Below are 21,241 nucleotides of genomic sequence, written 5' to 3'. Positions count from 1 at the left end.
CTCCCCCTTGATTATGCTAGTTTGACTGCGTCCTTGTTAAATAGTTGCTGACGCTTACTCACGTCCCGGTAATTTTTTCCATGCGACTTCATTACGTAAGTAAGTGGGTTCGGCATGTTCAGGCGCGACCGTTGATCCCTCTGCCAGCGCCTGCTGCGCCAGCGGAAGCATATCTTCAGCGCGCGGAAGCTCAACCTCCGTCATCACCAGATCGAGCGGGCCAAACTCTGCCAGCTGCGGCCAGGCTTTCCAGCCCGTTCCCACGCAGGCCCACTGCCCACTCAGCGCCGCCATACGCTGCAACGCGGCTTCTGGTTTCAGTACGGCTTCACTCCGCTCCCCGTGCCAGTAGCCATTTTCGTCACGCTGATATTCAGCCCAGTAGACTTCGCCCATGCGCGCATCAATGGCTGCCAGCACCCGGCTGGCCCCATTTAGCCGCCAGGCGCCCTGCGCCATCGTTTTCAACGTGGAAATACCGATTAACGGCAGGCCCGCTCCCAGCGCCAGGCCTTGAGCGATACCGATACCAATGCGCACGCCGGTAAAGCTGCCGGGTCCACGGCCAAAGGCCAGCGCATCCAGTTCTTTCAGCGCCACCCCGCCCTCCTGCAACAGCTGCTGTACCAGCGGAAGAATTCGCTGCGTATGCTCACGCGCACAAAGTTCAAAATGGGCCAACTGACGCTCATTATTCAGTAGTGCAACCGAACAGGCTTCAGTCGCCGTATCAATCGCTAATAGTCGCGTGGACATTGCCACCTCAGGGGTAAGAAAATTCGGGGGCGTAGCATATCATATTGCCGGCTTATTCATTACTGCTGCGCGCCAGCTGCGAGAAATGCCACGGCTTTTTGCAAATCGCGGGTTCGCGGTGTCGGTGGCAGACTGTTAACAAACACCTCGCCGTAAGGGCGCATCACCAGGCGATTGTCGCAAATCACCAATACCCCCCGGTCGTTCACGTCGCGGATTAGACGACCGACTCCCTGCTTCAGGGTGATCACCGCGTCCGGCAGTTGAACATCCGCGAAAGGATCGCCGCCCCGCACTCTGCAATCCTCCATACGAGCCTTCAGCAGCGGGTCTTCGGGGGAAGTGAACGGCAGCTTATCGATAATGACCAGTGACAGCGCATCACCACGCACGTCAACCCCCTCCCAAAAGCTGCTGGTGGCGACCAGCAAGGCATTGCCTGCCGTCACAAACTGCTTAAGCAGCTGACCTTTGCTGGTTTCTCCCTGTAACAGTACCGGCAGGGTCAGGGTGGCACGGAATTCCGCCGCCAAATCTCGCATCACCTGGTGCGATGTGCAGAGGAAAAAACAGCGGCCGTTGTTGGCTTCAATCAGCGGACGTAACATGCGCGCCAGCTGGCGTGCGCCGCCCGGCTGATTAGGGGACGGCAGATAACGCGGCACACACAGCAACGCCTGGCTGGAAAAATCGAACGGGCTGGAGAGGATCAGCGTTTCTGCCTGCCCAACGCCAAGACGCTCGACAAAGTGAGTCATCTGTTCATTGACCGCCAGCGTTGCCGAGGTGAAAATCCAGGTGGCCGGACGCTCATCCATGACTTCACGAAAGCGGTCGGATACCGACAGAGGCGTGAGCGCCAGCACAAAATGGCGCGAGTTGCATTCATACCAATAGCTGAAGCCTGGCTGGCTGACGTCCTTCAGCCGCTTTAGCCGCCCACGATAGAGCGCGGCGCGTTCAAACGCCGCATCAAGCAGCGCGGAGCGGCCAAGTGAGAGTTTTGCCACGTCGTAGCACAGCTCCAGCGCGTCATCGAGTAGCAGCAGCGCCCGCTGGATTTTCGCATCGTTTAACAGTTCACGAAGATTTCCGCGAAAGCCGGGATCGCCTAATGACAGGCGGAAGTCCTGGGCGCTTTGCGCCAAACGATCGGCAGCTTTCTGCAGCTGCTGGACATCGCGTATTTCCGTGCGGTAGGCGATAGTAATATCTTTCGCCAAATCGAGTAGCTGACGGCTGGATAACTGCTGGCCAAAATACTGGCTGGCGATATCCGGCACCTGGTGGGCTTCGTCGAAAATCATCACATCCGCGTCCGGGATAAGCTCGGCAAATCCTCCTTCTTTTACCACCATGTCGGCAAGAAAAAGATGATGATTGACCACCACCACGTCGGCATCCATCGCCTTGCGGCGCGCCTTGACCACAAAGCAGTCCTTATATTGCGGGCAGTCGCTGCCGAGGCAATTATCATTGGTGCTGGTGACCAGCGGCCAGATCACGCTGTCTTCGGCCACGCCGCCGCAGGTGCTGATATCCCCGTCGACGGTTTCATTTGACCAGCCGTGCAGATGAACCAGATCGCTCATCGCCTGCACCGCCAGCTCGCCTCCCGCCATGGATTGCTGCTCCAGACGCTCAAGGCAGAGATAGTTGGAACGCCCTTTCAGCAGCGCCAAGTTGCCCTTGAACTTCAGGGCTTTTGCCACCGTTGGCAGATCGCGGCTGTAGAGCTGGTCCTGCAACGCTTTGGAACCGGTGGAAACAATCACCTTCTTACCGGAGCGTAAAGCGGGGGCGAGATAGGCGTAGGTTTTACCGGTGCCGGTGCCTGCTTCAACCACCAGCTCAGTCTTGCTGTCGATGGCTCGTGCCACCGCAGCGGCCATTTCGCGCTGAGGTTCTCGCGGCCTGAAGCCGGGTATCGCCTGCGCCAGGGCGCCATCTGCTGCAAAATCGTCTGTCACATATCCTCACGGGCGGTAGAAACGACCGTGATTATGTCAGTATCTGCCTGCACACTCCACCCTTCAGGTGACAGGTCACACCAATCTGTGCCAGTCTGATGCGGTTTTTAGTCGAGATAAAAAGGAACCAGTATGACCATTGAACGTATCGATCCTGAACACCGCATGTCTGAAGCCGTTATCCATAACGGCACGATATATTACACCAGCGTGCCGGATAATCTGGATGACGACGCAGAGGCGCAGACGGCAAATGCACTTGCCACCATCGACAGGCTGCTCACCCGCATTGGCTCCGATAAAAGCAAGATTTTGGATGCGACCCTGTTTCTGGTTCACAAAGAGGATTTTGCCGCAATGAATCGTGCATGGGATGCGTGGGTGTCGCCGGGTCATGCGCCGGTACGCTGCACCGTGCAGGCAAATCTGATGAATGAAAAGTATCGGGTGGAAATTAAAATTATTGCGGCTAAATAGTCTGTTCCCCCTGCCTTATCCGGCAGGGGTTTGGCGATTTATTCTTCTTCCGGCTCTTCTTCGTCGTGATTGTTGTCGCCCATGTAGTCTTCTTCGTCTTCGTCGAACATCACGGCAACATGACCGCCGGTATGGTTCTCACGGATCTCTGCCGCCACCATGCCGATCGCCTGACCGCTGCTCATTCCCTCGGCCATCAGCTGCTGTATGCGCTCTACCGCCTGTTGCTGCTGTTCATATGACAGCGCGGGTAATCCTGTGAACATAAGTCACTCCTCGGTGTTTTAGCGGCGAAGATTATTTCACGGGTGACAAAGAGATGCCAGCGGGATAAAAATATGTCACGCTTAACTCCCCGTAACCGTAACGATCGCGACTGCTGAAAACCATGTCACCTGTTTATCATTCTCTCCCCTACACGCCCGAGGCCGTTCAGCATCAGTTCGCTGCTCTCTCCCATTTACCCTGGGCTATGTTGCTGCATTCCGGATTTGCCGATCACAGCGACAACCGTTTCGATATGCTGGTGGCCGAGCCGCTTGTAACGTTAATAACGCGCGGAGAGCAAACTGAAATTGCGTCACAGGGACAATTGATGTCCAGCAGCGCCGATCCTCTGCGGCTACTCCAGCAGCAGCTTGACGACTGTGGTTTACAGGCACAGCATCACGACGATCTGCCCTTTCAGGGCGGCGCACTCGGCCTGTTCGGATACGATCTCGGCCGTCGCTTTGAGAAATTGCCCCAGCTCGCCGAGCAACAGCTCACCACGCCGGATATGGCCGTCGGCATCTACGACTGGGCGCTTGTCGCCGACCACCATCGGCAAACGTTGACCCTGGTCGTGCACGGCAATGTTAGCAGCAGGCTGAAATGGCTGGAGGAACACAGTCCGACACCGTCTGAACCCTTCAGGCTTACCAGCCGCTGGCAGGCGAATATGTCACGCGCAGAGTATGGCGAGAAATTCCGTCAGGTTCAGCAGTGGCTGCTGTCTGGCGACTGTTATCAGGTGAATCTGGCACAGCGGTTTGCTGCCAGCTACCTCGGAGATGAGTGGCAGGCGTTTTGCAGGCTGTGCGAGACTAATCGCGCGCCTTTCAGCGCCTTTCTGCGTCTGCCTGACAGCGTCATTATCAGTCTGTCCCCCGAACGCTTCATCAAGCTTGAACAGCAACAGATTGAAACCAGACCGATCAAAGGAACCCTGCCGCGCCTCGCCGATCCCGCTGCCGATCGTCTACAGGGTGAGAAGCTGGCGCGGTCGCCCAAAGACCGCAGTGAAAATCTGATGATAGTTGACCTGTTGCGTAATGATATTGGTCGCGTTGCCACGCCGGGTAGCGTGGCGGTGCCGCAGCTTTTCGTGGTCGAGCCATTCCCGGCCGTGCATCACCTGGTGAGCACCATCACCGCCACGCTGAAACCCGGGCTATCCGCCTGCGATCTTCTGCGCGCCTGCTTCCCCGGCGGCTCGATTACCGGCGCACCTAAAGTCAGATCGATGGAAATTATCGAAGCTCTGGAGCCGCAGCGCCGCAACGCATGGTGTGGCAGTATCGGCTATCTCAGCGTCTGCGGGCGTATGGACACCAGCATTACTATCCGCACGCTGATCGCCGAGCGTGGTACCCTGTATTGTGCGGCCGGAGGCGGGATCGTCGCCGACAGCGATGAGGCGGCAGAATATCAGGAAACGTTTGATAAGGTGAACCGCATACTGCCTTCCCTGGAATCACATCAAAATGAGCCCTAGTCAGCCTGCGCTGGAGCGGTTCCTGTCGCGCTTTCTGCTGCAACCGCCCTCCGGGAATGGCGGAGGTTTACCCCAACGTCAGGCGGCGGTGCTGGTTCCTATTGTTGCACGCCCCACGCCGACCCTGCTGTTGACGCGCCGCGCCGGCACGCTACGCAAGCATGCTGGTCAGGTGGCCTTCCCCGGTGGCGTGAAAGACGATAACGATATTTTTCCCATCGCGACCGCTCTGCGGGAGGCGCAGGAGGAAGTGGCTATTCCCCCCGATGCGGTGAATGTGATCGGCATTCTGCCCCCGGTAACCAGCAGTACCGGTTTTCAGGTCACTCCGGTCGTCGGCATTTTGCCTGCCGGAATTCGCTGGCAGGCAAATCCAGCAGAAGTTGAGTCGGTATTTGAAATGCCGCTAGAGGAGGCGCTGCGTCTGAGTCGCTATTCGCCGCTGGATATCCAGCGTGCCGGTCACCTTCACCGCGTGTGGCTATCCTGGTTTGACGACTACTTTATCTGGGGCATGACTGCCAATATCATCCGTCAGCTCAGTCTGCAAACATCAATCCCCCGATAAGACAGCCAGATCGCCGCCATATGCTGAGCTGAACGTTCTTTACATTATTTTTCACCAAAATATGGCTTTCTATCGATCCTAATCACTGCAATATATCTGGATTTCATTTATATTCCTCGCAGAGTTGGTGAGCGTTAACTATCCCCTTCACCAGAACAATTAAATCCTTTAAGGAGCATTTAGCGTGATTAGCGTTTTCGACATGTTTAAGATCGGCATAGGCCCGTCGAGTTCACATACGGTAGGCCCAATGAAAGCCGGCAAACAGTTCGTCGACGATCTGGTGAACAATCACCAGCTCTCCTCGGTGACGCGTATTGCGGTTGATGTTTACGGCTCGCTGTCTCTGACGGGTAAAGGTCATCACACCGATATCGCCATTATTATGGGCCTGTCTGGCGCTTTGCCGCAGAGCGTTGATATTGACGCCATACCCGGATTTATTCGCGATGTTGAACAGCGTCAACGTCTGCTGCTGGCCGATGGCGCTCACGAAGTCGATTTTCCGCGTGAAGGCGGCATGGTGTTTCGCAGCGACAACCTCTCCCTGCATGAAAACGGCATGAGCATCCATGCTTTTGCTGGCGATTTGAAAATCTACAGCAAGACGTATTATTCGGTCGGTGGGGGCTTTATCGTCGATGAGGAGCATTTTGGCCAGACGGCACTGGATGAGGTGTCCGTGCCCTATCCTTTCCACTCCGCGAAAGAGATGCTGGCGCATTGCCACATGACCGGACTGTCATTGTCCGGCATGGTGATGAAAAACGAACTTGCTATCCACCAGAGCCGTGCAGACATTGAACGCTATTTTGCCGATGTGTGGCAAACCATGCGCGACTGTATCGATCGCGGCTTAAATACCGAAGGCGTCCTGCCCGGCCCGCTGCGCGTGCCGCGTCGTGCCTCCGCCCTGCGCCGTCTGCTGGTCTCTTCCGACAAACTTTCCAGCGACCCGATGAACGTCATCGATTGGGTCAATATGTTTGCGCTGGCGGTCAATGAAGAAAATGCCGCCGGTGGACGCGTGGTGACGGCCCCGACCAACGGTGCCTGTGGCATTGTTCCGGCGGTATTAGCCTACTACGATCACTTTATTGAATCCGTCAGCCCGGATATTTTCACCCGCTATTTTATGGCGGCAGGGGCTATCGGCATTCTGTATAAAATGAATGCTTCTATCTCTGGCGCTGAAGTAGGCTGTCAGGGAGAGGTCGGCGTTGCCTGCTCGATGGCCGCAGCCGGATTGGCGGAGCTGCTGGGAGCCAGTCCTGAACAGGTGTGCGTAGCGGCTGAAATCGGCATGGAGCACAATCTTGGGCTAACCTGTGACCCGGTAGCGGGTCAGGTGCAGGTTCCCTGCATTGAGCGTAATGCCATTGCCTCGGTCAAGGCGATCAACTCTGCGCGTATGGCGATGCGCCGCACCAGCGAAGCCCGTGTGTCGCTGGATAAGGTAATCGAAACCATGTACGAAACCGGTAAGGACATGAATGCCAAATACCGCGAGACATCCCGTGGTGGGCTGGCAATAAAAGTACAGTGTGATTAACGAATGATAAAAAAAACCGGGGATTTCCCCGGTTTTTTTAAGAGTCAATTAATGCTCTTCCTCATCGTGCTGCCTGGTGACTCGCACAAGGTCCACACGGTAGTCGGTAGCTTCAACAATCTGGAAGCGCAACGGCGCTATCTCGATCACATCCCCAGGCTTTGGCAATTGACCTTTTTGTTCAATCAACAGCCCCGCCAATGAGGCGTGATCGTCTTCCGGCTTGACAAGATCCTGATTATCGAGCAAATGCTGTAATGAGTGTAGGTCCGTGCCGCCTTTCACCAACCAACCATCACCATCGACAATAATATCCGGCGTTTCGTCTTCGTCCGGGAACTCCCCGGCAATGGCTTCCAGCACATCCAGCGGCGTGATCAGGCCTTGTACCACGCCAAACTCACTGGTCACCACGACAAAACTGCCCTTAGCACGGCGCAGCACCCCTAAAAGATTCAGCGGGTCGAGGGTCTCCGGCACGATGATCGCCGGCGTAGCGGCGGCGAATGTGGCAACCTCAACCCCGTGATCCAACGCGACCAGCAGCTCCTTAGCACGTACTACACCCACAATCTCATCCAGCTCGCCTTTGCAGACCGGGAACAGGCTGTGCGGCGTGTCCAGCAGTTGAATACGAATTTCATCAACCGGAAGGGTAGCATCAACCCAGGAGATCTCACCACGCGGCGTCATGATGCTGCGCACCGAACGCGCAGCCAGGGTGAGTACACCGTTAATCATGTAGCGCTCTTCGTCTTTGAACGCTTCTTGTGGCATAGCGGCGACGACTTCGTTGCTTTCGCTATTATTGCTTTCGTTCTGACGACGACCGCCCATTAAGCGCTGGATCGCTTCGGCGGTACGCTCACGCATTGGCCGACGCTCCTGATGACGCACAAAATTACGCCGCGCTATCTGGTTAAACAACTCAATTAAGATTGAGAAGCCGATTGCCGCATACAGGTAGCCTTTCGGAATATGGAAACCAAAGCCCTCTGCGACCAGGCTAAGACCAATCATCAGCAGGAAGCTAAGACACAGTACGACCACCGTTGGATGGGCGTTAACAAAATTGGTCAGCGGTTTTGAAGCCAGCAACATCACGCCCATCGCTATCACGACCGCCGTCATCATCACGGGCAGGTTGTTCACCATACCTATCGCGGTGATCACGGCATCGAGTGAAAACACGGCATCAAGAATAACGATTTGTACCACTACCGACCAGAAACTGGCGTAGCCTTTATTACTTACACCATGCATATCGCGGTTTTCCAACCGCTCGTGAAGCTCCATCGTGGCCTTGAACAACAGAAACAGCCCCCCCAGCAGCAGGATGAGGTCACGCCCTGAGAAGCTGAAAGCGCCAATGCTGAACAGCGGTCGCGTCAGAGTGACTATCCACGATATCAGTGACAACAGTCCTAAACGCATCACCATGGCCAGCGACAATCCGATCAGGCGTGCTTTATCACGCTGCTTGGGCGGAAGCTTGTCAGCCAGTATGGCAATAAATACCAGGTTATCGATACCCAGTACGATCTCAAGAACGATCAGTGTCAGCAGACCGACCCAGATTGAGGGGTCTAAGAGAAATTCCATGAAAGACTCCGGAAAAAGGAACGGGAAAGCGCAGCAAGCGTTCGGTTGAACCTGCAACGAATGTGGCAAAGGGTAGTGTTAAGAGTCACGTCAGGGGACGTTGATAGAGATCCCGGGTAGCCCGGTTGCATGGTTAAGCGACTTCGGTGACAGTCCATAGAGAGGGTTGAGGCCCGTTACTCCTGTATGAAAAAGGATCCCTACTCTATCAGTTGCCACATGCAGGTCAAAATAATTTCTTACACTGCGCAACATTCGACTATTGCGCAGTCCGTTTCGAACAGGAACTAGTCGTTTTTCTGCCACAAACGCAGGGTAAAGTCCGTTTCACAGTCAAACCGTTCGCTGGTAGCCAAAATACCCCACACTTCAGGTCGGGCACGCCAGGCGAACGGGGTCATCTGCAATAGGGCTGCCGACTCTTCGCTGTTCAGCGTCATGGCATAACATAGCTGCTGCTGTTCAACAAGGGTGAAGCCCGGCATGTCTTCAGGGGTGTTGTCATGCAGCTGGACATCCTGATAAATCAGTGCTTTAAACTGCAACAGATGCCGGGGGCCGGGCGAAACGGTCAGCACATAGCCCTGTGGCTTTACGACCCGCGCCAGCTCTGCTGCCTTACACGGCGCATAAATGCGTAATATGGCATCAAACTGATGATGGCTAAACGGCAGGCGATGGCTGGAGGCCACGCAGAAATCAACGTTACGATAACGCCGGGCACCCGCGCGAACCGCTATTTTTGCCACGTCCAACCCATAAACCTGTGCCACACCCCGCGCCTGAAGGCGACTGGCAACATGATGAGTGTAGTACCCTTCCCCACAGCCAATATCCAGCAGGTTGACCGGAGCATCCGGAAAAAGCTGAATTAACCAGTCACCCACCCGCTGCTGCAGCGGCTGATAATGTCCTGCGTCGAGGAAATTACGCCGGGCCTGCATCATATCCGCACTGTCTCCCGGCTGCTTTGAACGCTTATGCTGTACCGGCAGCAGATTGACATACCCCTCTTTAGCCTGGTCAAACTGGTGCTGATTCTCACAGCGCCAGGTATGCCGATCGAGGGTCAGCGGATGCTGGCAAAGAGGACACTGGTACGACATAACAACACTCCATAATCATAAGACGTGGCAGTGTACTGTAAAGCGATGGCAAAATCCCACTGACCGGCTCTGTGAATACAATAAAAAAGCCCCGTCATTTCTGACAGGGCTTAAATATTCAGATAGTGGCCTGGATTACACGCAACGCGGTAATATCAAGCTCAGATCGAAATCAGATAGCGGTGACGTTCACAGCCGCTGGACCTTTCTGGCCGTCCTGAATTTCGAACTCAACGTTCTGGCCTTCAGCCAGAGTTTTGAAGCCATTACCCTGGATTGCAGAGAAGTGTACGAACACGTCTTTGCTGCCGTCAGCAGGAGTGATGAAACCAAAACCTTTAGACTCGTTGAACCACTTAACCTGACCTTTAATCTTTGCCATTTTGCAAATTCCTTAGAGAGTTTATTCGCCCGTGGGCTTAATATTCAGAAAAACCAGAGACATTACTGCATGAGGCATTAATTAAGGCTCGGCAAGGAAGCGGTATTCAACGTCAACGTCTTTACTCGGAACTTCTTTACTGAAGATGCCATACATAAACAGAACTGTACCTCGTTTTACCCGAATGTTTATCACATATTCGCAAATTAATGGCAAGTCATTTTTAATGGGGTAAAGATTTGTCGCACACATTTGAAACGATGTTTACTAAATCGCCGAGTTTGCCCCACCGCACAGGGCATATCGCCCTCTCCGACAAATGGCTTGACTGCCGCCCCATAGGCGTTAAACGGCATTAGCTACAGCGACGGTCATTCTTGACGCTATTATTTTTGTCCGACAATATTTCATAAAATGGCAAAGCTAATTCAATAGAAGTCATTGGGATTATCCCATTAGTAAATAATTCAGCCCATTTTCTGTACAAAAAAACATCGCTGATGCAGTCGTGTATACCCTTCGCACCAAAATCAGGAGCCTGGCTCACCAGATGCCCCATTTAAAAGCGTTGACTGGCGGCATTTAATTAAAGTTTATATTATCAACCTGGTACTGAAATAAAGCAGATTATTTATTATTACCAGCGGGTTATAATATAGCGAGTTTAGGAATCTTCATCGATGATATTCTCCAGCAGCATTTTTCCACCGATTTTCCACGTTTTAAAAAGGCCCGCATCCAATCCTGCCGCCTGCATCGCCCCTTCCAGTGCCCCCGGAGGCTCGTCTAAAGGTTCATCCGCTAACTCAAATACCCCCCAGTGTATTGCCATTGTCACCGGTTGGCCTAGCGCATGGTGTAAAGAGACCGCCTGATCCGGGTCCATATGTTGACCATGCATGAACCATTTTGGTGCATATGCACCGACCGGCAGCGCCGCCAGATTAAAGGGGCCGAGGCGGCGCGCAATTTCCAGCAGATTATCCGAATAGCCGCTATCACCACTAAACCACAGGTTAAGCTTTCCGACTTTAATCACCCAGCCACACCATAGAGAGCGGTTGCGATCCCAAAGCGTTCTCATGCTCCAGTGACGTGCAGGCACGGCATAAATGGAGAGTCCGTCGGTATGGGTTTGCTGCCACCAGTCCAGCTGCACGACCCGCTGCACGCCGTGTCGCCGAAACCACTTTTTCAGCCCGAGCGGGACGACAAAGGTCACTTTTGGAAAACGCGCCACTATTTTTTTGATGGTGCGGCGGTCAAGGTGATCGTAATGATTGTGCGAAATCAGCACGACATCAAGCGATGGCAGGTCTTCTATCACTAACGCAGGGGGGGTTTTTCGTCGCGGTCCATAGAAACTTAACGGCGAAGCGCGCGAAGAGAGTGCGGGATCGATAAGCGTATAACGTCCGGCATTACGCAGCAGCAGGCAGGCGTGTCCCAGCCACCAGACACAGTCCTTATCACCGCTAAGGTCGGCAGCCTGCCACCACCGCTGGATAAAATGTTCATAGCCCTGCGCCGGGGGCCGTGGGTTACCCTGAGCCTTACGTTCGCGCCGCCAACGTTGCAAATCACCCTTCTGTTGAGCGGTCGGCTCCAGATTACGAAACCCCTCCGGCGTGTGATGACTCAGCGAAGGATCGTACCAGGGGTTTTTCCAGGCCATAAAAGCTCCTTATCGATAGATTAACGTTCAGGTATCAGACGGGTATAGTCCTGGCTCACTGCCTCGTCAGCAGGCCGTTCTTCGCCGGTTAAGCGATCTGTTAGCCGCTGCAGCAGCTGATTCTGACGTTTTTGCTCAACCAACAGCGATTCCAGTAGCTGGATCTGCTGACTGGATCTGACGTTTATTCTGTTGACAAAAAACCACGCTATCAAGCTCATCACCAGCGTCACGACAATAACCCCAGTCGACACAACGCTCATCGCGCCGTTTATCAATTCGTTCATTTCTGCCTCGAAACTAAATTTGCATTGCCTGATACTGGCAACGCCGTGAATATGATTTTACCTGTTCAAACGTTAATTAACAGTGGGGTTGCAGCACCAGTCGGTTGATCGGCAGAGAACTTTGTGAGGTAATTCAGCATACTCTTATCGATTAAACCGCTGGTTAACAGCATTCTGCCATGCTGAACGCAGAGCCGAAGATGCCTGCCGAGACTTTAAGGAGAAAAGAATGAAATTTTTACTACGCCTTGTCGCATTACTGGTCATTATCTGGCTTGCCATGCTCTTGACCGGTTACGGAGTATTAACGGGAAGTAATAAAAATATCGCCGGGGTCGGCCTGCAGTGTAAGTACCTGACGGCGCGTGGGATCGTCATTGCGCAGTATCTGCATACCGACAGCGGAGTTATCGGCGTAACTGACTGCCCGGTATTACGAAAAAGCAGTGAAGTGGTAGATAATTAATCAAGCGGTGGTCGACACGCTGACGCCCCGTCTGATAAACGGCGTTACGCCTTTGACCGCTTCAACAGCATAGCCTGCGGGCTTAAGCCCCGAAAAAAAACCCGCCGTCGGCGGGTTTTTACTTTATTTAAACGGCATTACCTGGCGTATTGACCGCTGCGCAGCGCCTCAATACGTTTATCCAACGGTGGGTGTGACATAAACAGCTCACTGATCGATTTCGATTTACCGTTGATGCACAGGGCCATCATGCTACTGGCCTCCTGGGGTTCGTAGCTGGTTTTCAGGCGTTGCAGGGCGGCAATCATCTTTTCAGACCCGGCAAGACGAGCAGCACCGGCATCCGCATGGAATTCGCGGTGACGCGAAAACCACATGGTGATCGTGCTGGCAACGATACCAAACACCAGCTCAAGCACCATGGAAACCACGAAATAAACCATCGGGTTACCGTTGCTGTTCCCTTCCTCTTCCCGGTCACCCGACATAAAGCCTGCGGCTAACTGGGCCAGAATGCGGGAGATGAAGATCACAAAGGTGTTCACAATACCCTGAATCAAGGTCATCGTGACCATATCGCCATTAGCGATATGGCTGACTTCGTGTGCCAGCACCGCCTCCGCTTCATCACGGCTCATATTTTGCAGCAGCCCGGTCGATACGGCTACCAGAGAGGCGTCACGCCGTGCGCCGGTGGCGAACGCATTGATATCCGGCGCGTGATAGATAGCCACCTGCGGCATGGCGATGCCCGCCTGCTGTGACTGTTTTGCTATGGTGTCCAGCAGCCAGCGTTCGGTTTCGTTGCGCGGTTGTTCAATCACCTCACCGCCGACGGAGCGGAGCGCCATCCACTTCGACATCAGCAGTGAAACAAACGCACCGCCGAAGCCAAACAGACCCGCCATAATCATCAGGCCCATAACACTGCTTGACTGGATCCCTGTCAGGCTGAGGATCAGCCCGAAAACCACCATAACACCCAGGTTGGTTAACAGGAAAAGAGCAATACGCATCATAAAATTTAATCTTCCTCAGTTATTCGCTGTTGGCGTTCTACCATCGTAAGGTCAATCCGCCGCTTTTCAAGCACACTTAATCTTTAAGTGTCTAAAAAAACATAACTTTACACTAATGTCACTTTTTTCACCTTCTCGGGCGAGTACTGCCGCAGATAAAAAAAAGACACAGCAAACGCCGTGCCTTTAAGCTGAATGAGCTTGCAGAACGCTAGAGTTTATTTCTTTTCCAGTCTCGCCAGGTCATTAGCGATCTGCACCGTTTCGTCTAGATACGGGTCAGGCCCCTGATAATCTTTTGGCAGATCGTCAAGTTTCGCCAGCGTTTTTTTGCCCGCGGCCTTCAGGCGCGCATTAACCCGCTCCAGCCGCCGTGCGTCATCTTCATTATTCTCTTTCTCACGATTGGCGAGGTTAAGTGAAATGATGTTACGCTTATCCTTACTGGCGTTAAAACGGGCAATATCCCCGATGATGTACTGAAACTCGGCGTTTTTAGCGATGCGTTGCTGGTGATCTTTCAGGAGTTCAGCTTCGAAAGGCTTCAGGTCGCCGGTTTTCGCATAGGAGGCCGCATTTACGCTGTCCCAGGGCAGCGCATTGTCCTCAAACTTCTCGCCGGTTTCCACCGCTTCCACACCGGTAGGCATTAACAGGTCTGGCGTGACGCCTTCGCGTTGGGTACTGCCACCGTTGATGCGGTAGAATTTTTGGATGGTATATTGCACAGACCCCAGTGCTGGCCACTCGGGGCGCAGCATCTGGTCATAGATGCGGTTCAGCGAGCGATATTGCTGCACGGTGCCCTTGCCGAAGGTTGGCTCGCCGACAATCAATGCACGTCCATAGTCCTGCATAGCCGCGGCAAAAATTTCCGAAGCCGACGCGCTGAAGCGGTCAACTAACACCACCAGCGGGCCTTTATAATAGGCCACCCCGTCGTTATCGCTGTCCTGACGCACTTTGCCATTGTTATCACGCACCTGAACCACGGGGCCGCCGGGAATAAACAGGCCGGACAAGGAAACCGCCTCGGTGAGGGCACCGCCGCCGTTGGTGCGCAGATCGATAACTACGCTGTCAACGTTTTCCTTTTGCAACTTCTGCAGCTGAACTTTTACGTCATCCGTCAAACCCACGTAGAAGCCAGGGATATCAAGCACGCCAACCTTTTGTTTGCCGACGTTGTGCACGCTCATTTTCACCGCACGATCTTCGAGACGAATTTTTTCACGTGTCAGGGTAACGGTGCGGGGTTTGGTGCCTTTGCCGGCGGGAAGGATCTCAAGGCGTACCTTGCTGCCCTTCGGACCTTTGATCTGCGCAACGACGTCATCCAGGCGCCAACCAATCACGTCAACCACCGGTTTACCCGGCTGGCCTACGCCAACAATGCGATCGCCAACGGTAATGCTTTTACTTTTCGCTGCCGGACCACCGGCCACCATTGAGTTGATTGTGGTGTAGTCGTCATCCATTTGCAGCACGGCACCAATGCCTTCCAGAGACAGGCTCATCTCGGTGTTAAACTGCTCGGTATTACGTGGCGAAAGGTAGTTGGTATGCGGATCGATTTCGTGCGCGAATGCCGTCATCGCCAGCTGGAATACGTCTTCACTGTTACTTTGCGCCAGTCGACGTTCGGCAAACTGGTAGCGCTTGGTGAGAACTTCACGTATCTCTTTTTGATCTTTACCGGTCAGCTTAAGACTGAGCTCGTCAAATTTGACTTTTGCATCCCAGAGCGCATTAAGCTCTTCGATGGTTTTGGGCCATGGCGATTTACTGCGATCGATATCGATAGTGTCATTGCCGGTGAAGTCCATCGGCTTGCTCAGTACGGACAGCGCATACTGATAACGTTCAAAACGGCGCTTCTGCGACAGGTTATACAGATCGTAAAACACCGACAGCTGTCCGTTTTTCAGACCATCGCCCAACGTGGCTTTCTTATCGGCAAATTGTGCAATGTCCGATTCCAGTAACACATTGTGGCTGTAGTCGAGCAGATTAAGATAACGTTCAAATATCTTAACGGAGAATTCTTGGTTGAGATCGAACTGGCGGTAATGTGAACGGGTAAAACGCGAGGTCACGCGTTCACTCACGGTCGCGTGCTGCGCTTCCTGATGCAATTGAGGGATCTGATCGGCGCGGGTAATCAATTCAGCTGCGAAAACATTGCCTGCCAACAGCAGACCCGCCAAGAGAGTACTTTTAAAAAGAGTGTTCATGCCCTGATTAGCCTCCGTATCAGAACTGCAAGTGTTCTGCGCGTACTATCATTGCCAGGCCGGAAGCAAGCTGAACCCGGACACCATCTTTGGAGATCTCAAGAATGGTGGCATCCATCGCGTTTTTGCCAGCGGTGACTTTGATGCTTTGACCCACCTGCAGTGCCGTGGTGTCAGTAACTGGCTTACGTTGTTCCACTCGCGATTCTGCACGCGGTGCGGAAGCAGGACGTGCTGCCTGTGGACGAGAAGGTTTGCCAGAAACGGAACGTGACTGTTCACCTTCAGCCGCAGGTTTACGCGCCGGCTTACGCGGGCGACGAGGTGCGGTGGCTTCACCGGCTTCACGCTTTTTCGCCTGATGCTGCTCGCGCTGGGCCTGCACGCGTGCCTTTGCTTCTTCAAGCTGTTTGCGCGCATGCTCAACATGCTGCTCGTCCAGTTGACCACAGGCATTGCCATCAAGGTCAACACGAATCGCCCCAGCCTTGATGCCATATAAATAGCGCCAGCTGGAGGTATAAAGACGGAGTGCCGAGCGGAGCTGGGTTTTACTCAGGCTCATTTCGCCCTGCACGCGTTCGACTAAATCCTGAAAAATTCCGATCTTCAGTGGGCGTGCTTCGCCTTCGGCGCTAAAACATAGCGGGAAACGCTCTGCCAGAAAGGCGATGACTTCTTTAGTGCTATTCAACTTGGGTTGATTTTCCATGAAATTTCCTGATTACAACGGGTTTGCCAATCAGCGCAGGCATGAACAGGCGACATTATAATGCCCCCTTCAGCAATTGCTACGTGATCAACCACTTTAGGTGCGATTCATGTGAATAAATTTTTCCACATCCGACCCGGAAAGTACTGCGCAAAGCCCGTCAGTCAACGCTTTCAACCCTTTTTCATCCTCATCATCAAAGCGGTTATATTCAACGCTGTCGATATCCAGCACGCCAATGACATGGCCATTTACCGTCAGCGGCAACACAATTTCGGCATTACTGGCCGCATCGCAGGCGATATGCCCCGGAAACGCATGGACATCGTCTACGCGCTGTACGCGATTCTCCGACACCGCAGTTCCGCACACGCCGCGCCCAACGGGGATACGCACACAGGCTATCCTTCCCTGAAAAGGCCCCAGTACCAGCGTTTTCTCTTCCGTTAACAGATAAAAGCCAGCCCAGTTAACGCCGTCAAGACGTTTATACAAAAGCGCGCTACAATTGCTCATCACCGCCAAAAAGCTGGTTTCACCGCTCAATAGCGCATTCATATCTCGGTTGAGGTCAGTATAAAATTCTGCTTTAGTCATTGTTTAACCATAATTGAAAATGTGGCGATGCCGCCTTTTGCATCACCTGATAATATCAGGTATGAAAAGCTTTACGGGCAAGGTGGAGTTTCTTTTTATTTAATATAAGCTTAGATTGACCTGCACAGGAAAGCATGGCATCAGTCAGTCCTGCTCCGTATGGCATTAATCTGCCTAATCCTGCCCTGCCATGGGCTAAGTTCGATCGGTAATATGAAAATACACGCCATCCGTCATGCTCTGCCGCAGGCACGTTATCAGCGATGTCACGAATGCGATACCCTTTTTTACTTACCTGATGTGAAGTCCAACCAGTCCGCACACTGCCCACGGTGCGATGCGCGCATACTCAACGGGCGCGACTGGTCAATGACGCGTTTAACCGCCATGGCGGTCACGATGGTGTTACTGATGCCGTTCGCATTTAACGCGCCGATGATGTCTATCCGGCTGTTGGGGACCAATATTTACGCCAGTCTGACGGGGGGAATTCTGCAGATGGCGCAACAGGGTGACGTGATTACCGCAGCGATGGTCGCATTTTGCACCATAGGCGCACCGGTCTCTCTGGTCGCCGCAATCGGCGGGCTCTTTCTTGGCAATAAATTGAAGATGAACGTTCGCCCGTTATTGCTCATGCTTGACCGGCTGAAAGAGTGGATCATGCTGGATATTTATCTGGTTGGCATCGCCATTGCCTCTATTAAAGTTCAGGACTATGCCGCTATCACTCCAGGGATCGGGCTGACGGCATTTATCGCGCTAACGCTTCTTAGCCTGCTGACGCTTATCCATCTCAACGTCGAGCAGTTATGGCACCGTTTCTATCCACAGCCTGCTCCTCGTGTGGCGCTGGATAAGCTTCGGGTCTGCCTCAGCTGCCACCATACCGGTACGCCGGACGAAAACGGGCGCTGCCCGCGCTGCCATACGTCGCTACCGGCACGCAGCCCACTCAGCCTGCAAAAATCATGGTCTGCACTGATTGCATCGATTATTTTTCTTATCCCGGCTAATCTGCTGCCGATTTCGGTGATCTGGCTAAACGGGGCGCGTAAAGAAGACACCATCCTGTCGGGGGTACTGTCACTGGGTTCAGAGAATATTCCGATTGCGCTGGTCGTCTTTATCGCCAGTATTCTGGTGCCTTTCACTAAGGTTATCGTGCTGACCACTCTGCTGCTCAGCATTCATTTTAACTGTGAACAGGGCCTTAAAACCCGCATTCGCCTGCTGCGGCTGGTGAAATGGGTTGGACGCTGGTCAATGCTCGATCTTTTTGTGATTTCATTAACCATGTCGCTGGTCAATCGCGATCAGCTACTGGCCTTTACGATGGGACCCGCCGCTTTCTATTTTGGCAGCGCGGTCGTACTGACTATTCTTGCCGTTGAGTGGCTGGATAGCCGTCTACTTTGGGATGCTCATGCAACAGGAAACGCCGACTACACCGACTAGCGCTCGCCTAAAAAATCGGCGCAGAATATCGCCGTTTTGGCTGCTGCCATTTATCGCTTTAATGATTGCCGGCTGGCTGATCTGGAGCAATTATCAGCAGCGCGGCACAACCATTACCATTGATTTCGCCACGGCGGACGGTATTGTACCGGGACGTACCCCGGTGCGCTACCAGGGTGTGGAAGTGGGCCTGGTGGAGGGGATCAGCATGACGGACGATCTCCGCACCATTAAAATCAAAGCCAGCATTAAAAGCGATATGCGAGAGGCGCTGCGTGAACATACCCAATTCTGGCTGGTAACGCCGAAGGCCTCGTTAGCCGGCGTTTCCGGGCTGGATGCGTTGGTTGGCGGAAACTATATCGGCATGATGCCGGGCAAAGGTCAGCCGCAGGAAAACTTCGTGGCGCTTGACACCCAGCCCAAATATCGCGTGAATTCAGGCGAGATGCTTATCCATCTGAATACCCCGGATCTGGCGGCGTTGAGCAGCGGTTCACTGGTCTACTTTCGTAAGATACCGGTTGGGCGTGTCTATGATTACAGCATTAACCCCGGCAACAAAGGCGTGACGGTTGATGTGCTTATCGAACGGCGCTTTACCAACCTGGTTAAAAAAGAGAGCCGTTTCTGGAATGTTTCCGGTATCAAGGCGAATGTCGGGATCGGTGGGGCGAAGGTCGAACTGGAAAGCCTGCCTGCGCTGGTCAATGGTGCGATTGCGTTTGACTCTCCCAACGATTCACAGCCCGCAAGCTCCGACGATAGTTATCAGCTCTACCCCGATCTGGCGCAGAGCCAACGAGGCGTGACGATCTCACTCGACCTGCCGGATGGCAAAAATCTGACGGAAGGCAGCACGCCGCTAATGTATCAGGGGCTGGAAGTCGGCACCCTGACTAAAATTACCCTGCTGCCCGGTGGCAAAGTCAGTGGCGAACTGACTCTCGATCCCTCTGTTACCAACCTGATGCGGGCAGGCACGCGCATAGAAATGCGCGCTCCAAAAATCAGCTTCACTGACACCAGCCTGAGCAGCCTGTTAACCGGCAATACGCTTGAGCTCATTCCAGGAGAAGGTGAAGCGCAGACGCACTTTGTAGTGCTGCCCGACAATGAGTCTCTGCTCCAGCAGCCCAACGCGCTGGCACTCTCTTTGACCGCCCCTGAAAGCTATGGCATTGATGCCGGTCAACCGATCGTGCTGCACGGCATGCGTGTTGGCCAGGTTATCAGCCGCACTCTGACTGAAAAAGGGGTCGCGTTCAAAGTGGTGGTCGCTGCCGACTATCGTCATCTGGTGCACGGTGACAGTAAATTCATTATCAATAGTCGTCTGGATGTGAAGTTGGGCATTGATGGTGTGGAAGTACTGGGAGCCAGCGCCAGGGAATGGGTGGATGGGGGAATACGCCTTGATCCCGGCAGTACGGGGGCCTTTAAGGGCAGCTATCCGCTGTATGCTAATGCCGAAAAGGCCGCAGAAGGGGTGGTTGGCGATCGCCTTCCAACCACTCTTACCCTGACGGCCAACAGCCTACCCGATATTCAAAGCGGTTCAGTGGTGCTGTTTCGCAAATTTCAGGTCGGGGAGATCGTCAGCGTCACGCCACGCGCTGATTCGTTTGATGTGAACGTGCATATTAAACCTGAATATCGTCGCCTGCTCACGCCGGGAAGCGTGTTCTGGGCAGAGGGCGGAGCTCGCGTCCAGTTAAACGGCAGCGGGCTGACCGTTCAGGCTTCCCCGCTCAATCGCGCGTTAAAAGGCGCCATCAGCTTCGATAATCTTAATGGTGCTGGCGTTGGCTTAAACCAACGGGATAAGCGTGTGCTATATGAGTCACAGACCGCCGCACGCGCCGTGGGTAGCCAAATCACGCTGCGCACCTTTGATGCCAGCAAACTGTCATCGGGTATGCCTATCCGCTATCTGGGTATTAATATTGGTCAGCTTGAGTCGCTGGCATTGGGAGAAGGCAATAATCAGGTGATAGCGAAAGCGGTGCTATACCCGGAATACGTGCAGGATTTTGCCCGCTCCGGCTCGCGCTTCTCGGTGGTTTCTCCGCAGATATCTGCCGCCGGGGTGAATCATCTGGATACCCTGTTACAGCCCTATATCAACGTCGATCCCGGTAAGGGTGGCGCGGTGCGCAGCTTTGAACTTCAGGAATCAACGATCACCGACGCCCGGTATCTGGACGGGCTGAACGTGGTGGTGGATGCGCCGGAAGGCGGCTCACTGTCAGTAGGTACGCCGGTACTCTTCCGTGGCGTCGAGGTCGGCACGGTAACCGGAACGGCTCTGGGTTCCATGGCGGATCGCGTTCAGATCACCCTGCGCATCAGCAAAAAGTATCAGCACCTGGTCCGTAATAACACCGTGTTCTGGTTAGCTTCAGGCTATAACCTGAAGTTTGGCCTGACGGGCGGCGTGGTGAAAACCGGTACTTTCCAGCAGTTTATTCAGGGCGGCATTGCCTTTGCCACGCCCCCTACCGTGCCGCTGGCACCGCAAGCCTCCTCCGGCAAACACTACCTGTTAGAGCAAGAGGAACCGGCGGGCTGGCGTCAATGGGGAACCGCCCTGCCACGGTAACACTCTGCGGCGGGGCAACACC

At 53.9% G+C, this 21,241-nt stretch carries 20 protein-coding genes; 7 read left to right on the top strand and 13 right to left on the bottom strand.

The features are described from left to right. Positions 1–54: 54 nt before the first annotated feature. Both tsaB and ETA_RS08775 read right to left on the bottom strand, forming a co-directional pair. Positions 55–756, bottom strand: coding sequence for a tRNA (adenosine(37)-N6)-threonylcarbamoyltransferase complex dimerization subunit type 1 TsaB (tsaB, locus tag ETA_RS08780; RefSeq protein ID WP_012441270.1), 702 nt, complete (start codon positions 754–756; stop codon positions 55–57). Between the two features lie 59 nt (positions 757–815). Further along, entirely contained in the window at positions 816–2,726 is a 1,911-nt protein-coding gene (locus ETA_RS08775) for an ATP-dependent DNA helicase (RefSeq protein ID WP_012441269.1), read from the bottom strand. Between the two features lie 132 nt (positions 2,727–2,858). Here ETA_RS08775 and ETA_RS08770 point away from each other — a divergent pair, with 132 nt between their 5' ends. Continuing rightward, on the top strand, positions 2,859–3,203 hold the full coding sequence (locus ETA_RS08770; RefSeq protein ID WP_012441268.1) for a RidA family protein: 345 nt from the start codon (positions 2,859–2,861) through the stop codon (positions 3,201–3,203). 38 nt (positions 3,204–3,241) lie between these two features. Here ETA_RS08770 and ETA_RS08765 read toward each other — a convergent pair whose 3' ends face one another. Next, positions 3,242–3,469: a YoaH family protein gene (locus ETA_RS08765; RefSeq protein WP_012441267.1), complete on the bottom strand. Its 228-nt coding sequence runs from the start codon at positions 3,467–3,469 to the stop codon at positions 3,242–3,244. 122 nt (positions 3,470–3,591) lie between these two features. Here ETA_RS08765 and pabB point away from each other — a divergent pair, with 122 nt between their 5' ends. From pabB to sdaA, 3 genes are all read left to right on the top strand, one after another. Beyond that, the gene (gene pabB / locus ETA_RS08760) at positions 3,592–4,959 is read left to right on the top strand and encodes an aminodeoxychorismate synthase component 1 (RefSeq protein WP_012441266.1); all 1,368 of its coding nucleotides are present in this window, start codon (positions 3,592–3,594) and stop codon (positions 4,957–4,959) included. Beyond that, the gene (locus ETA_RS08755; RefSeq protein WP_012441265.1) at positions 4,949–5,527 is read left to right on the top strand and encodes a CoA pyrophosphatase; all 579 of its coding nucleotides are present in this window, start codon (positions 4,949–4,951) and stop codon (positions 5,525–5,527) included. Before pabB ends, ETA_RS08755 begins: the two co-directional genes overlap by 11 nt. Positions 5,528–5,711: 184 nt before the next feature. Further along, positions 5,712–7,079: an L-serine ammonia-lyase gene (sdaA, locus tag ETA_RS08750; RefSeq protein WP_012441264.1), complete on the top strand. Its 1,368-nt coding sequence runs from the start codon at positions 5,712–5,714 to the stop codon at positions 7,077–7,079. Between the two features lie 48 nt (positions 7,080–7,127). On the opposite strand, the gene ETA_RS08745 is transcribed toward sdaA, so the two are convergent. From ETA_RS08745 to ETA_RS08725, 6 genes are all read right to left on the bottom strand, one after another. Then, positions 7,128–8,681 carry a TerC family protein gene (locus ETA_RS08745; protein WP_012441263.1) on the bottom strand — a complete coding sequence of 518 codons (1,554 nt, stop codon included), beginning with the start codon at positions 8,679–8,681 and terminating at the stop codon, positions 7,128–7,130. Between the two features lie 287 nt (positions 8,682–8,968). After that, complete coding sequence (rlmA, locus tag ETA_RS08740) at positions 8,969–9,787, bottom strand: 23S rRNA (guanine(745)-N(1))-methyltransferase (RefSeq protein WP_012441262.1); 819 nt, start codon at positions 9,785–9,787, stop codon at positions 8,969–8,971. A 172-nt stretch (positions 9,788–9,959) separates the two neighbouring features. After that, entirely contained in the window at positions 9,960–10,169 is a 210-nt protein-coding gene (gene cspE / locus ETA_RS08735; protein WP_001062678.1) for a transcription antiterminator/RNA stability regulator CspE, read from the bottom strand. Positions 10,170–10,250: 81 nt separating this feature from the next. Then, positions 10,251–10,325, bottom strand: coding sequence for a DUF2627 domain-containing protein (locus ETA_RS20395; RefSeq protein WP_407919831.1), 75 nt, complete (start codon positions 10,323–10,325; stop codon positions 10,251–10,253). Positions 10,326–10,833: 508 nt separating this feature from the next. Continuing rightward, entirely contained in the window at positions 10,834–11,844 is a 1,011-nt protein-coding gene (locus ETA_RS08730; protein WP_012441260.1) for an MBL fold metallo-hydrolase, read from the bottom strand. 20 nt (positions 11,845–11,864) lie between these two features. After that, the gene (locus ETA_RS08725; RefSeq protein ID WP_012441259.1) at positions 11,865–12,131 is read right to left on the bottom strand and encodes a YebO family protein; all 267 of its coding nucleotides are present in this window, start codon (positions 12,129–12,131) and stop codon (positions 11,865–11,867) included. Between the two features lie 229 nt (positions 12,132–12,360). Between ETA_RS08725 and ETA_RS08720 the strand changes: the two genes are divergently transcribed. After that, positions 12,361–12,597 carry a YobH family protein gene (locus ETA_RS08720; RefSeq protein WP_012441258.1) on the top strand — a complete coding sequence of 79 codons (237 nt, stop codon included), beginning with the start codon at positions 12,361–12,363 and terminating at the stop codon, positions 12,595–12,597. 137 nt (positions 12,598–12,734) lie between these two features. Here ETA_RS08720 and htpX read toward each other — a convergent pair whose 3' ends face one another. The 4 genes from htpX to ETA_RS08700 form a co-directional block, all read right to left on the bottom strand. Then, positions 12,735–13,616 carry a protease HtpX gene (gene htpX, locus ETA_RS08715; RefSeq protein ID WP_012441257.1) on the bottom strand — a complete coding sequence of 294 codons (882 nt, stop codon included), beginning with the start codon at positions 13,614–13,616 and terminating at the stop codon, positions 12,735–12,737. Positions 13,617–13,834: 218 nt separating this feature from the next. Beyond that, the gene (gene prc, locus ETA_RS08710; protein ID WP_012441256.1) at positions 13,835–15,850 is read right to left on the bottom strand and encodes a carboxy terminal-processing peptidase; all 2,016 of its coding nucleotides are present in this window, start codon (positions 15,848–15,850) and stop codon (positions 13,835–13,837) included. Between the two features lie 19 nt (positions 15,851–15,869). Next, the gene (gene proQ, locus ETA_RS08705; protein ID WP_012441255.1) at positions 15,870–16,562 is read right to left on the bottom strand and encodes an RNA chaperone ProQ; all 693 of its coding nucleotides are present in this window, start codon (positions 16,560–16,562) and stop codon (positions 15,870–15,872) included. Positions 16,563–16,658: 96 nt separating this feature from the next. Further along, positions 16,659–17,159 (bottom strand): GAF domain-containing protein, encoded by a 501-nt coding sequence (locus ETA_RS08700; RefSeq protein WP_012441254.1) that lies wholly within the window; start codon positions 17,157–17,159, stop codon positions 16,659–16,661. A gap of 213 nt (positions 17,160–17,372) precedes the next feature. Between ETA_RS08700 and yebS the strand changes: the two genes are divergently transcribed. After that, the gene (gene yebS / locus ETA_RS08695) at positions 17,373–18,617 is read left to right on the top strand and encodes a membrane integrity lipid transport subunit YebS (RefSeq protein ID WP_042959303.1); all 1,245 of its coding nucleotides are present in this window, start codon (positions 17,373–17,375) and stop codon (positions 18,615–18,617) included. Continuing rightward, a complete protein-coding gene (locus tag ETA_RS08690) occupies positions 18,586–21,219 on the top strand; it encodes a PqiB family protein (protein WP_012441252.1) in 2,634 nt (877 codons plus the stop codon). The genes yebS and ETA_RS08690 overlap by 32 nt, the downstream gene beginning before the upstream one ends. Positions 21,220–21,241 lie beyond the last annotated feature (22 nt).

It is taken from the genome of Erwinia tasmaniensis Et1/99 (assembly GCF_000026185.1).
Lineage (GTDB): Bacteria > Pseudomonadota > Gammaproteobacteria > Enterobacterales > Enterobacteriaceae > Erwinia > Erwinia tasmaniensis.
Note: the sequence above shows the minus strand (reverse complement) of the source record. Positions and strands in the feature narration are given on the sequence as shown.

What these genes read in the sequence shown, in the direction of transcription:
- tsaB (WP_012441270.1), bottom strand. Translation starts at nt 756, where the DNA reads ATGTCCACGCGACTATTAGCGATTGATACGGCGACTGAAGCCTGTTCG.
- ETA_RS08770 (WP_012441268.1), top strand. Translation starts at nt 2,859, where the DNA reads ATGACCATTGAACGTATCGATCCTGAACACCGCATGTCTGAAGCCGTT.
- ETA_RS08765 (WP_012441267.1), bottom strand. Translation starts at nt 3,469, where the DNA reads ATGTTCACAGGATTACCCGCGCTGTCATATGAACAGCAGCAACAGGCG.
- pabB (WP_012441266.1), top strand. Translation starts at nt 3,592, where the DNA reads ATGTCACCTGTTTATCATTCTCTCCCCTACACGCCCGAGGCCGTTCAG.
- ETA_RS08755 (WP_012441265.1), top strand. Translation starts at nt 4,949, where the DNA reads ATGAGCCCTAGTCAGCCTGCGCTGGAGCGGTTCCTGTCGCGCTTTCTG.
- ETA_RS08745 (WP_012441263.1), bottom strand. Translation starts at nt 8,681, where the DNA reads ATGGAATTTCTCTTAGACCCCTCAATCTGGGTCGGTCTGCTGACACTG.
- rlmA (WP_012441262.1), bottom strand. Translation starts at nt 9,787, where the DNA reads ATGTCGTACCAGTGTCCTCTTTGCCAGCATCCGCTGACCCTCGATCGG.
- cspE (WP_001062678.1), bottom strand. Translation starts at nt 10,169, where the DNA reads ATGGCAAAGATTAAAGGTCAGGTTAAGTGGTTCAACGAGTCTAAAGGT.
- ETA_RS08730 (WP_012441260.1), bottom strand. Translation starts at nt 11,844, where the DNA reads ATGGCCTGGAAAAACCCCTGGTACGATCCTTCGCTGAGTCATCACACG.
- ETA_RS08725 (WP_012441259.1), bottom strand. Translation starts at nt 12,131, where the DNA reads ATGAACGAATTGATAAACGGCGCGATGAGCGTTGTGTCGACTGGGGTT.
- ETA_RS08720 (WP_012441258.1), top strand. Translation starts at nt 12,361, where the DNA reads ATGAAATTTTTACTACGCCTTGTCGCATTACTGGTCATTATCTGGCTT.
- htpX (WP_012441257.1), bottom strand. Translation starts at nt 13,616, where the DNA reads ATGATGCGTATTGCTCTTTTCCTGTTAACCAACCTGGGTGTTATGGTG.
- prc (WP_012441256.1), bottom strand. Translation starts at nt 15,850, where the DNA reads ATGAACACTCTTTTTAAAAGTACTCTCTTGGCGGGTCTGCTGTTGGCA.
- proQ (WP_012441255.1), bottom strand. Translation starts at nt 16,562, where the DNA reads ATGGAAAATCAACCCAAGTTGAATAGCACTAAAGAAGTCATCGCCTTT.
- ETA_RS08700 (WP_012441254.1), bottom strand. Translation starts at nt 17,159, where the DNA reads ATGACTAAAGCAGAATTTTATACTGACCTCAACCGAGATATGAATGCG.
- yebS (WP_042959303.1), top strand. Translation starts at nt 17,373, where the DNA reads ATGAAAATACACGCCATCCGTCATGCTCTGCCGCAGGCACGTTATCAG.
- ETA_RS08690 (WP_012441252.1), top strand. Translation starts at nt 18,586, where the DNA reads ATGCAACAGGAAACGCCGACTACACCGACTAGCGCTCGCCTAAAAAAT.